Source organism: Pseudoalteromonas sp. UBA2102 (assembly GCF_002331165.1).
Lineage (GTDB): Bacteria > Pseudomonadota > Gammaproteobacteria > Enterobacterales > Alteromonadaceae > Pseudoalteromonas > Pseudoalteromonas atlantica.
The window spans coordinates 50137-58958 of record NZ_DCYU01000098.1 but is presented as its reverse complement, the minus strand read 5'-3'; the positions used below and the strand labels follow the sequence as shown (position 1 = coordinate 58958).

Genomic DNA, 8822 nt, shown 5'->3' with positions numbered 1-8822 from the left:
GTAAAACCCGATATAACATCTTTTACGCCTTTGAGCTTTTCAAAGTCGCTTTCCATACACCAAAAACATCCACCGGCTAAAACTGCTTTTTCGGTTTTGGCTGCATGTGAAAAGGTGCTAAACAACATTGCGGCAGATGTTAATGCAAGCGTAAGTGATTTTTTCATAAAATAATCTACCTCTAGTATGAGTTTAAATACATATTCTTAATAGCTAGACCTTTTAACTGTAAAACCTATTTCATTGTTTTTAGTAGGCTAACGCCAATAGCGGAAAAAGTAATATACGTAATGGTTTGTAATTACGGCCATACGTACATTAGCTAACCTCTGTAGCACAATGTTGTATTATTAGAGTGTGTTTAATAAAGTGAAAGTATTGAGATAAAAGTAACAGGTGTTAAATGAACCAGTTAACCGAAAAATCGATAAGTTGCCCGTATTGCGGCGAAAGCATAGAAGTATTATTAGACGCGGCAGATATTGGCGAGCAATACATAGAAGACTGCCAAGTATGTTGTAAGCCTATTTCGTTTGTTGTTTTTGAAGATGAAGACGAGTTAAAAGTAAATGTATACAGTGAAGACGATACATTTTAATCATTAGTTACTCTTTATATAGGTGGCTGCACAGTGGCAGCCACTACCGTTTATACACGGGTGCTAGCTATTATTTTGCTCTCGGGCTAGTTGGTTTGGTAACAGCTCTTCTACTATTTCGCGTGCGGGGAGTGTATAACGTGTGCCGTCAAACATTACCGAGGTAAACTCGTTTATATTAGTAATGCCTGTTAGGGTCCAGCCCTCACCACGTTTAGGGCAGTATACGGTTGTGGTAGGTTGAATTACTTTAAAATCGTCGCTCATTATTGCTCTCAATATTGGCTATAAAGATAATGCTTGTGAATACGCTATGGTAAGTTAATAATGCTTAACCATAAAGCGCTATTTTAACTCCTGTATAAAATGTTTAAAACAACTCAGCTTGAACGCGTTACATTGCGTTTAATTACTCATAAGCATGCCCCGCAGTTATTTTCTATTTTGAATCACCCGCAAGTGAGCGAATTTAACGACTATAAAACCCCATTAAGTAAATGCCAAATTAAGCAATTAATACAAGACGATATTACCGCCTATTACGAAGGCGAAGTGATAAGAGTGGCTATTGAACATAATATAAATGGCAAACTTATGGGAACCTGCGGGCTTTATAATTTATCGCCTTGTAAAAGTAGGGCGTTTATTGGGTTTGAGCTTGATCCTATGTATTGGGATAAGGGCATTATGTTTGAGGTAATAACCGGCTTTGTTAAAACGCTTAAAGAGGTTATACCGCTTAATTACTTAGCGGCGCAGGTAAGTGCACATAATGCGCGTTCGCATAACTTATTAGTTAAATTAGGCTTTAGCTTGGGTGAGCATTCTATTTGGTATAAACACGTTTAGTACTGCATTAGTCATGTATTAGTGCTGCATTTACATTATACACGTTAGTAAATTTCATCATAAGAGGAACAAATGCAATATAAAAAATAGCCAATTTGGCTTATAGTTAAGCGTAAGCAAATGAATTTGTTACCCGAGTTTTTAAAACGTGTTCGCTTAACAAGGATTTTATATGCTAGAAAAACTATCTCAAGATGCCCTCGTTATTTGGGCTACTATTGACCCAATAGGGACTATGGCGCTTTTTGCTGCGCTCACTTCTCATTTAAGTGATCAACAACGTCGTAAAACTGCGTTTAAAACTGTGCTATATGCAGGCGCTGTATTACTTGGCTCTATTTTAATAGGGCAGCTTATTTTAAATGCGATGGGTATACGGCTGGTATCGTTTCAGTTAGGGGGCGGGATAATTTTATTTTTGTTTGGCTTACAAATGATATTTGGCAATGATTCAAATAAAGCAAAACAAGACCCAGGGCACGATATCGCGGTGTTTCCGCTTGCTATACCTGCTACTGCCACACCAGGGGCTATTTTAGCCGTTATATTACTTACCGATAATCACATTCACCCAATTACAACCCAAATAGGCACAGCGTTAATTACACTGGCAGTGTTGGGTGTAACCTTAATTTTGTTGTTGCTGTCGAGCAAAATTATAAAGCTAATTGGTATTGGCGGGGCGTCTATTTTAACCCGTGTGATGGGGATGATACTGGCCGCTTTTTCTGTAGAGCTGATAATGACTGCACTTGAAGTTAAGCAGTGGGTAACACTAGGGCCCTGATCAACCTTAAGGTTTGTTATAAAAAAGGCATGCACTGTATTTATATACAGTTCATGCCTTTTTGCTTATAATCGCTTTAATTAATACTTGTTTGCTAAGGCTAAAAAACTGACTTTACAATGCAATTAACTAAAGCAACAACCATTGCTGGTGGCTTTATAGTAAAAGAACACATCATACTAAATTGTTATTAAGTGCTTAACTTAGCTAAAGAGTAAGGAGAATAAAAGTAGCCAATAAATAGGGGGTAATTGGCTACTTAATTTAATAATTTTACCGGTTATTGATTGCTGCTTAGTGCGCTTTAGGTTTTACAAGAAGGGCGATAGCTACAACGGCGCTTAAAATACTGCATATTATAAATACGTTATGTTCACCCCCAGGTATGTACTCCATAAAAGAGGTAAAAAACTGACCGGAGAACACCGCCATAGTAAAATACGATAAGTTACGTCCGCGAACATTTTCAGGGCTTAGCTCTACGGTCATGTGGTTTAAAAGAGGAATGCTAAAACCAAAGCCAATACCAATTAATAGCGCGCCTAATACTAATATCAATGTACTTGATTGTATAAAGCAAAGGTATGATAAACCAAAGGCAAAAAATGCGATTGCTAATACATTTTTCTCACTAAGGCGTTTAGTTGCTTTAGGCATAAATCCCGCTGTAAATACCGCAATTAACGATATAAAAGCCAATAGTTGGCCTATTTCAGACTCGTTAAAATTTAGTGCGTGCAAGGTAATAGGTAAAAGCACGGTTGAGGTAAAAAATATGGTCATAGCTAGGGTTGATACTATATACACCCCTTTAAGCGTTAATGCGTTTGAATGGCTCTTTTTTATTTGTTGAGTTTGCTCTGTGTTTTGGGCGTTCAATTGCTGCTTACGGGGGACAAACATGAGCAACATAGCTAAAAATACCCAAGCAATTAAATATAAAGCAAGGGGTAATCCCCAATACATTGACGCTAAAACACCGCCTAAAAATAAAAATATAACGCCACCTAGCTCTATCGCCATACCTTGTTTGGCAATCATATTCAGTCGGGCTTCGCCGCTGTACCACGTTGAAATTAATACGGTGCAACTTGCCATCACTATTGCTGTAATACCACCTAATGCAAAACGATTAATAAATACTAAGGTTGGGCCATGTAAAAAGTAAGCACATGCACCCACTAATCCGTATAAAAATAAACCTATTATAAGTAAAGGATATGCGCCGTACTTGTCTATTAATCTTCCGGCTAGTGGGGCAAACACCACCGCACCTAAAGAAGGTAAAGTAATTAATAATACGCTGTTGCTTTGTATGCCTAGGCCATCAGCAATGGTAACTAAACCCGGCGCTAATAGGGTGCCAACCATTATGGTTAAGCTGGCAATGCATAGTAGAGTAAAATTACCGGCGGTTTTGAGTGAACTCATTTTCTCTCCATTAATTTTCGGGTGAATTTGTAAGCATGTTTACAGGCATTATTAATACGCAGCGCACACAGCTTTTATAAAGTGTTATAACAAATAATAGCGATTGTTAACGCATTCAAACATTTAAATTTTTTCATCATTTAACGTTTAAAATAAAAAAGCCCAGCATATAGCTGGGCTTTGTGTGTTGTTATGGTGGGAAATTAAAACTTGTATCTAAAACCAAATGCAATCCCGTCGTCTTCTGACGCTTCCATTTGTGATTGCTGGTCTTTGTCATCACTTTCAAAGTCGCTAAAATCTTTACGGGCTTCAGCGTAGGCAATGGTGTTTTCGTCAATTAAGTAATGAACACCAATCACAGCAAATTGACGTTTGAATACATCATTAGGATCGGTATTAAAGTTAGGTTGAATAACGTAATCGTCACCGGCATCTAAAATGTTATAAGCCACAAAAGGGCGCACATCGTTATCAAAACGGTACGACATAAAGGTTTCTACACCAATAGAGTCTTTAATTAAGCGCCCTAGATTATCGGTATCGTGGTTTTCGCTTTTATTTATGTTAGCGGCAACGTATAAACCTGGTTTTTCAATGCTGCCCCACATTACACCCGCACCAAAAATTATGTCTTCAACAGTTTGTGTTGTGCCATCGCCATACGTTACATCAAATTCACCACGGTTTACGCCTGCTGTTAACGTTAGCATGTCGGTTGCGTTATAAGTTACAGACCCACCAAAGGTGTAGTTAAACTCTACTTCTTGAGCTGCGCTGTCGCCATCATTCCACAGGGCTTCACACGCTTCTTCAGAAATGTCATCAACATCACAGGTATAAAATTCGCTGTTTTTAAGTTGCGCTTGAACTGCAAAGCTAAAGTCGTTGTAGCTATTACGGTATTGAATTAGTTTATCACCACGGCCAGTACCATTTACTGCACCGTCGTCTTTATTGTATGTGTAAACACCCGCAGCATTACCATCCCATACAAAGCTGTTATTGGTGCCATAAACTACGTCGTACCACGCACCCCATTGTTTACCAATGGTAATTTGCCCGTACTTTTCGTGCGAAAGGCCAGCATAACCTAAACGGTTATATAAAAACTCATCTTGAATAGATTCAAAGCGGTTATTGTAAATAATATCGCTACTACCAACAGGGTTTACACCCCATTCAACTAGCGCTAGTGCCGACCAGTCTTTTTTAAGTTGGCGAGTAAAGCCAAAGTTTATACGCGATGTACCATTTACCACTTCGGTTTGGTTTTGCGTATTAATAACGCGCACATCAAGGTAACCACCTACTTTAATAGTGTTCTTTTCATCCTTATAGAGCTCTACTGCTGAAGCAGCTGGCGCAACTACTATGCTTGTTCCTAATAGTAGGGTTACAAAGTTTTTAATCATTTGTGATGCCTTGTGTGTATTAACTTTAAAAAGTGACATTAAATTTATAAGGCATGAAGACTAGCAAAGCCCTAATGGGCTCAAAAGTGAAAAATAATCAATGAAATTAGCGCCAAAAATGAATAAATATTCACTGGAGGTTAATGGTGTTTTTTATCTGTTAAGGGATATGTTTTTTTTGATTAAAAACTACGTAAATAGTGCTGAAAATAGCGCAAGTAAGTGGGTATTAAATTGAGTTTTTTCATGTTGGATAAAAATAAAACGCTAGTGCAAAAACTCTAAAAAGCATTTTATATCATAAATATATACCCAGTTATCTGTTTTTTAAAATGCTTTGCGATAAACAATCGACTTATTAAGTTAAACGGGTTTATTAATTAAAATTTAAACCCTGATATGGCGCACAAATCGCGCTATTATTTTTAGCTAAGCGCATTTTTTTAGTTGAATAAGCATTCACTGGCTTAATTACGTTTTTAGGCACTATTTGTTAGGCATTAATTTACGCCTTTAATGAGTGGAATAGGGCATAGTTCATACGCTTTCAACCTTAAACTTTCATAGAAAAAAAGCTGTATTTAGTTTAAACTGCGCGCAATTTAAATACATCATGTCCCCTTGGAGGGTAGCGCTATTATTAGTACAGCTAACATCACCATGCAATTTGGTGCTAAACCGTTATTTGAAAACATATCTGCAAAGTTTGGCGAAGGAAACCGTTACGGTTTAATTGGTGCAAACGGCTGTGGTAAATCTACATTTATGAAAATCCTAAGTGGCGAACTAGAGCCCTCTGCAGGTAACGTAAGTACAGATCCAAATGAACGTGTGGCTAAACTAAACCAAGACCAGTTTGCTTACGAAGAATACTCTGTAATTGATACTGTGATCATGGGCCATAAAGAATTATGGGATATTAAACAAGAGCGCGATCGCATTTACTCATTACCAGAGATGAGTGAAGAAGACGGCATGAAAGTAGCCGATTTAGAAACTGAGTTTGCCGAAATGGACGGCTATTCAGCTGAGTCTAAAGCCGGTGAGCTTTTATTAGGGGTAGGTATTTCAACAGAGCAGCATTACGGCCCAATGTCTGAAATAGCACCCGGTTTTAAACTACGTGTGTTACTTGCCCAAGTGCTGTTTTCTGACCCTGATATTATGCTACTTGATGAGCCAACCAATAACTTGGACATTTACACCATTAAATGGTTAGAAGATGTGCTTAATCAACGCGACTGCACCATGATCATCATCTCGCATGACCGTCACTTTTTAAACTCAGTATGTACCCACATGGCTGATATTGATTACGGCGAGCTTCGTATTTACCCAGGTAACTACGATGAGTACATGTTTGCAGCAACACAAGCACGTGAGCGCCTATTAAGTGAAAACGCGAAAAAGAAAAGTCAAATTGCCGAACTACAACAGTTTGTATCGCGCTTTTCTGCAAACGCGTCAAAGGCTAAACAAGCAACGTCACGCGCAAAACGTATTGATAAAATTCAACTAGAAGAAGTAAAAGCCTCTTCTCGCCAATCGCCGTTTATTCGCTTTGAGCAAGAAAAGCAGCTATTTCGTAATGCATTAGAAATGACCAACCTAAGCCAAGGTTTTGAAGACAATACGTTGTTTTCAAATTTAGAAGGTTTAGTAGAAGTAGGCGAGCGCATTGCTATTATCGGTGAAAACGGTGTAGGTAAAACAACATTACTTAATACGCTTGCTGGGCGTTTAGCACCTAAGTCGGGCGAGTTTAAGTGGTCTGAAAATGCCAATATTGGTTACTACGCGCAAGATCATGCTGACGAGTTTGAAAAAGACATGAACTTGTTTGAGTGGATGGAGCAATGGCAACAAGAAGGCGACGACGAGCAAGTGGTTCGTGGCTTTTTAGGACGCATGTTGTTTTCGCAAAACGATATTAAAAAGTCTGTAAAGGTTATTTCAGGTGGTGAACAAGGCCGTATGTTATTTGGTAAAATTATGATGCATAAACCAAATATATTGTTAATGGATGAGCCAACAAACCACATGGATATGGAGTCTATCGAGGCGTTAAACCTTGCATTAGAAGCGTACGAAGGCACATTATTGTTTGTATCGCACGATCGCCAGTTTGTATCATCGGTTGCTACCCGCATTTGGGAGATAAAAGACGGCCAGGTGATTGACTTTAGAGGCAACTACAGCGAATACCTAGCAAGCAAAGAAGTATAAGCACTTTGTAACTGCAACCCTTTAAAAGCCATGTTTAAACGTGGCTTTTTTTGTTTTTGTGAGTCGCAATTAAACTTGGTTTGGGTATAATACCCGCCTAAAACCGGACATAAGTCCGCTATTTTTAAAATACATTACTGAGGAGTATTTATGACTGTTGGCATTATTATGGGTTCTAAATCAGATTGGCCAACCATGGAACACGCAGCGCTCATGCTCGAAAAATTTGGTATTGAGTACGAAACAAAAGTGGTCTCTGCGCACCGCACTCCTCAACTTCTTGCAGATTATGCAAATTCAGCCGCAGATCGTGGCATAAAAGTGATTATTGCTGGCGCCGGTGGTGCTGCGCATTTACCAGGTATGGCAGCGGCATTTACATCGCTTCCTGTGCTTGGTGTACCGGTTAAATCTAAAGCCTTAAACGGTGTAGATTCATTATTATCTATTTGCCAAATGCCAAAAGGCGTAGCCGTGGGTACACTTGCTATTGGTGAGCCAGGCGCTGCTAACGCAGGTTTACTTGCTGCACAAATTTTAGGGTGCCAAAACCCAGAAATTTTTGCAAAAATTGAAGCATTTCGTATAGAGCAAACCGAGACTATTTTAGCTAACCCTAATCCTGCAGAGTAAAAATGAAAATTTTAATTTTAGGTGCCGGCCAACTTGCACGAATGATGAGCCTAGCAGGCGCCCCCCTTAATTTAAATGTGGTTGCGTACGATGTAGGCAGCCAAAAAATTATGCATCCGCTAACCGGTGAAATTTACACAACCACACTTGAGCAGGCAATTAGTGACGCTGATGCGATTACCGCAGAGTTTGAGCATATCCCCGATGATGTACTTACACTGTGCTGCAACAGTAATAAGTTTTACCCAGGTAAAGCTGCCATTAAAACCGGTGGCGACCGCGCATTAGAAAAATCGCTACTAGATAAAACAAACGTAGCGTGTGCGCCGTATCAACTGATCACAGAAAAAGCGCATTTAGAGTTAGCGGTTAAAACCCTAGGCAAACCGCTGGTTATTAAAACGTGCCAAGCAGGGTACGATGGTAAAGGGCAGTGGCGTTTAAAATCAGATGACCAAATAGAGCAAATTTGGTCAGAAATGGCTGATTTTATTGCCTCTGGCACACAGGATGCACCACACAGCATTATTGCTGAAAAAATGATCCCGTTTGATCGTGAAGTCTCTATTATTGGTGCACGCGATAAGCAAGGTAATGTGGCTATTTACCCAATTACTGAAAACGAGCACACCAACGGCGTGCTTACTTTGTCGATTGCAGGTAAAAATAACACGCTGGTTGAGCAGCAGGCCCATAGTGCATTTACAAAAATTGCCAACGAGCTTAATTATGTTGGCGTACTTGCCATTGAGTTTTTTGATGTAAACGGCACTTTACTGGTGAATGAAATTGCGCCGCGAGTTCATAACTCAGGGCACTGGACACAGCAAGGCTGCCATTGTTCGCAGTTCGAAAACCACATGCGAGCTGTAGCGGGTTTACC

At 39.3% G+C, this 8822-nt stretch carries 10 protein-coding genes; 6 read left to right on the top strand and 4 right to left on the bottom strand.

The features are described 5' to 3' along the window. Positions 1 to 128, bottom strand: a 128-nt coding sequence (locus B2R65_RS19560) for a peptide-methionine (S)-S-oxide reductase (RefSeq protein WP_414704506.1), incomplete at its 3' end; no start/stop codon positions are given. A gap of 275 nt (positions 129 to 403) precedes the next feature. Between B2R65_RS19560 and B2R65_RS13905 the strand changes: the two genes are divergently transcribed. Next, entirely contained in the window at positions 404 to 598 is a 195-nt protein-coding gene (locus B2R65_RS13905; protein ID WP_004586615.1) for a CPXCG motif-containing cysteine-rich protein, read from the top strand. A 63-nt stretch (positions 599 to 661) separates the two neighbouring features. Here the strand turns inward: B2R65_RS13905 and B2R65_RS13900 are convergent, their stop codons facing one another. Continuing rightward, positions 662 to 865 carry a hypothetical protein gene (locus B2R65_RS13900; RefSeq protein ID WP_004586614.1) on the bottom strand — a complete coding sequence of 68 codons (204 nt, stop codon included), beginning with the start codon at positions 863 to 865 and terminating at the stop codon, positions 662 to 664. A gap of 99 nt (positions 866 to 964) precedes the next feature. Between B2R65_RS13900 and B2R65_RS13895 the strand changes: the two genes are divergently transcribed. Continuing rightward, positions 965 to 1447: a GNAT family N-acetyltransferase gene (locus B2R65_RS13895; RefSeq protein ID WP_273609210.1), complete on the top strand. Its 483-nt coding sequence runs from the start codon at positions 965 to 967 to the stop codon at positions 1445 to 1447. A 172-nt stretch (positions 1448 to 1619) separates the two neighbouring features. Further along, a complete protein-coding gene (locus B2R65_RS13890) occupies positions 1620 to 2234 on the top strand; it encodes a MarC family protein (protein WP_273609209.1) in 615 nt (204 codons plus the stop codon). A gap of 294 nt (positions 2235 to 2528) precedes the next feature. Here the strand turns inward: B2R65_RS13890 and B2R65_RS13885 are convergent, their stop codons facing one another. Continuing rightward, positions 2529 to 3665 carry an MFS transporter gene (locus tag B2R65_RS13885; protein WP_154944475.1) on the bottom strand — a complete coding sequence of 379 codons (1137 nt, stop codon included), beginning with the start codon at positions 3663 to 3665 and terminating at the stop codon, positions 2529 to 2531. A gap of 203 nt (positions 3666 to 3868) precedes the next feature. Continuing rightward, positions 3869 to 5080 carry a porin gene (locus B2R65_RS13880; protein ID WP_273609208.1) on the bottom strand — a complete coding sequence of 404 codons (1212 nt, stop codon included), beginning with the start codon at positions 5078 to 5080 and terminating at the stop codon, positions 3869 to 3871. Positions 5081 to 5716: 636 nt separating this feature from the next. Between B2R65_RS13880 and B2R65_RS13875 the strand changes: the two genes are divergently transcribed. The 3 genes from B2R65_RS13875 to B2R65_RS13865 form a co-directional block, all read left to right on the top strand. Further along, positions 5717 to 7306, top strand: coding sequence for an ABC-F family ATPase (locus B2R65_RS13875; protein WP_083901794.1), 1590 nt, complete (start codon positions 5717 to 5719; stop codon positions 7304 to 7306). Positions 7307 to 7456: 150 nt separating this feature from the next. Then, complete coding sequence (purE, locus tag B2R65_RS13870) at positions 7457 to 7939, top strand: 5-(carboxyamino)imidazole ribonucleotide mutase (RefSeq protein WP_286743560.1); 483 nt, start codon at positions 7457 to 7459, stop codon at positions 7937 to 7939. Between the two features lie 2 nt (positions 7940 to 7941). Then, positions 7942 to 8822: 5-(carboxyamino)imidazole ribonucleotide synthase (locus B2R65_RS13865; RefSeq protein WP_286743557.1), on the top strand; the 881-nt coding region annotated here is incomplete at its 3' end.